The 2,814-nt window shown below is 68.4% G+C and carries 2 protein-coding genes; both read left to right on the top strand.

Going from position 1 to position 2,814, the window contains the following annotated elements:
- A partial coding sequence (locus AB0G16_RS38570; protein ID WP_362815956.1) for a family 43 glycosylhydrolase occupies window positions 1–1,670 on the top strand: 1,670 nt, incomplete at its 5' end.
- Between the two features lie 19 nt (window positions 1,671–1,689).
- Window positions 1,690–2,814, top strand: a 1,125-nt coding sequence (locus AB0G16_RS38565; protein WP_362815954.1) for an endo-1,4-beta-xylanase, incomplete at its 3' end; no start/stop codon positions are given.

Here is a 2,814-nt window from a genome sequence, read left to right as displayed (position 1 = left end):
TCCGCCTGATCAACCGCAACAGCAACAAGGCCCTGGAGGTCCAGGGCGCCTCCACCGCCGACGGCGCCAACATCGTCCAGTACGACGACTGGGGCGGCAACAACCAGCAGTGGCAACTCGTCCAGGTCGGCAGCGAACCGAGCCCGACCCCGACCCCCACGCCGACGCCCGGCGGCACCTACAACAACCCGACCGTCTGGCAGGACTTCGCCGACGGCGACATCATCCGGGTCGGCGACGCCTACTACTACTCGGCCTCGACGATGCACTACTCCCCCGGCGCGCCGATCCTGCGCTCCTACAACCTGGTCGACTGGGAGTACGCCGGCCACTCGGTGCCCCGCCTGGACTTCGACTCAGCCGCCTACGACCTCAACGGCGGGCGGGCCTACGTGAAGGGCATCTGGGCCTCGACGCTGAACTACCGGCCCAGCAACAGCACGTACTACTGGATGGGGTGCACCGAGTTCAACCGCACCTACGTCTACACCGCGTCGGCGGTCGACGGCACCTGGACCAAGCGGGCGCGGATCAACAACTGCTACTACGACGCGGGCCTGCTCGTCGACGACAACGACACCATGTACGTCGCCTACGGCAACGGCACGATCAGCGTCGCCCAGCTCTCGGCCGACGGCCTCAGCCAGGTGCGCAGCCAGCAGGTGTTCCAGACCCCCTCCAGTGTCGGCACCCTGGAGGGCGCCCGCTTCTACAAGCGCGGCAACTACTACTACATCTGGCTGACCCGCCCCGCCAACGGCCAGTACGTGCTGCGCTCCACCAGCCCGTTCGGCCCGTACGAGATGCGTCAGGTCCTGCTGAACATGCCCGGCCCGATCTCCGGGGGCGGCGTGCCGCACCAGGGCGGCATGGTCCAGACGCAGAACGGCGCCTGGTACTACATGGCGTTCGTCGACGCCTACCCCGGCGGCCGGATGCCCGCCCTGGCACCGATCAACTGGAGCGCCGACGGCTGGCCGAGCGTCCAGACGGTCAACGGCGCCTGGGGCAGCACCTACCCGCGGCCGAACATCCAGACCACCAAGACAGTGAAGCCGATGATCGGGCCGGACACGTTCACGTCGAGCGCCCTGGATCACCGCTGGGAGTGGAACCACAACCCCGACAACTCCAGGTGGTCCTCGGGCAGCGGGCTGCGGCTGCAGACCGCGACCGTCACGAACGACCTGTACAACGCGCGCAACACGCTGACGCACCGCATCCAGGGCCCGTCCTCGACGGCGACGATCGAGCTGGACTACTCGGCGATGGCCAACGGCGACCGGTCCGGGCTGGCGATGCTGCGTGACTCCTCGGCGTGGATCGGGGTCCGGCGCGACAACGGCGCCCACCGGGTGGTCATGACCAACAACCTGACGATGAACAGCAGCTGGCAGACCACGTCGACCGGCAGTGAGGCGGCCTCGGCCGCGATCTCCGGAGGCCGGATCTGGCTTCGCGTCAACGCCGACATCCGGCCGGGCTCAGGACGTCAGGCCCGGTTCTCCTACAGCACCGACGGGGTGAACTTCACCTCCCTCGGCCCGGCCTTCACGCTGAACAACGCCTGGCAGTTCTTCATGGGCTACCGCTTCGCGATGTTCAACTACGCCACCCAGTCCCTCGGAGGCGCGGTGACGGTGCGCCGGTTCGATCTCACCACCCCGTAAAACCGAAAGGCACCATGTGATGAACACCCCAGATCGCTCGGCCCGGCCTTCCGGGCGCACAGGGCTGCGGAGATTCCTGTCCTTCCTGAGCGCCGGCGTGCTCGCCGCCGGCATGTCGGTGGCGATCTCCGCCCCCGCGGACGCCGCCTCCACGCTGGGCGCGTCGGCGGCCGAGAGAGGCGGCCGCTACTTCGGCGCCGCCGTCGCCTCCGGCAAGCTGAGCAACTCCACCTACGTCAACATCCTGAACCGCGAGTTCAACTCGGTGACCGCCGAGAACGAGATGAAGTGGGACGCCACCGAACCCCAGCGCGGCACCTTCAACTACACCGGCGCCAACCGGATCGTGAACCACGCCCTGGGACAGGGCATGAAGATCCGCGGTCACGCCCTGCTCTGGTACCAGCAGCAGCCCGGCTGGGCCAAGAACCTGTCCGGTGCGACGCTGCGCAGCGCGGCCATCAACCACGTCACCCAGGTCGCCACCTACTTCCGCGGCAAGATCCACTCCTGGGACGTCGTCAACGAGGCGTTCGAGGACGGCGGCTCCGGCGCCCGGCGCGACTTCAACCTCCAGCGCACCGGCAACGACTGGATCGAGGCGGCCTTCCGCGCCGCCCGCGCCGCCGACCCCGGCGCCAAGCTCTGCTACAACGACTACAACACCGACGGGATCAACGCCAAGAGCACCGCCATCTACAACATGGTGCGCGACTTCAAGGCGCGCGGTGTGCCGATCGACTGCGTCGGCTTCCAGTCCCACCTGGGCGGCTCCCTCTCGGGTGACTACCAGGCCAACCTCCAGCGCTTCGCCGACCTCGGCGTCGACGTCCAGATCACCGAGCTCGACGTGGCCCAGGGGTCCAACCAGGCCAACATCTACGCCGGCGTGACCCGGGCGTGCCTGGCGGTGTCCCGGTGCACCGGCATCACCGTCTGGGGCATCCGCGACAACGACTCCTGGCGCGGCGGCGAGAACCCGCTGCTGTTCGACGCCTCCGGCAACAAGAAGGCCGCCTACACCAGCACGCTCAACGCCCTCAACGCCGGCGGCACCCCCACTCCCACCCCCACGCCGACCCCGGGCCAGGTCGACACGAACGCCTGGTACGTGCTGGTCAACCGCACCAGCGGCAAGGCCCTG

This window comes from Streptosporangium sp. NPDC023615, assembly GCF_040640155.1.
Lineage (GTDB): Bacteria > Actinomycetota > Actinomycetes > Streptosporangiales > Streptosporangiaceae > Streptosporangium.
Note: the sequence above shows the minus strand (reverse complement) of the source record. Positions and strands in the feature narration are given on the sequence as shown.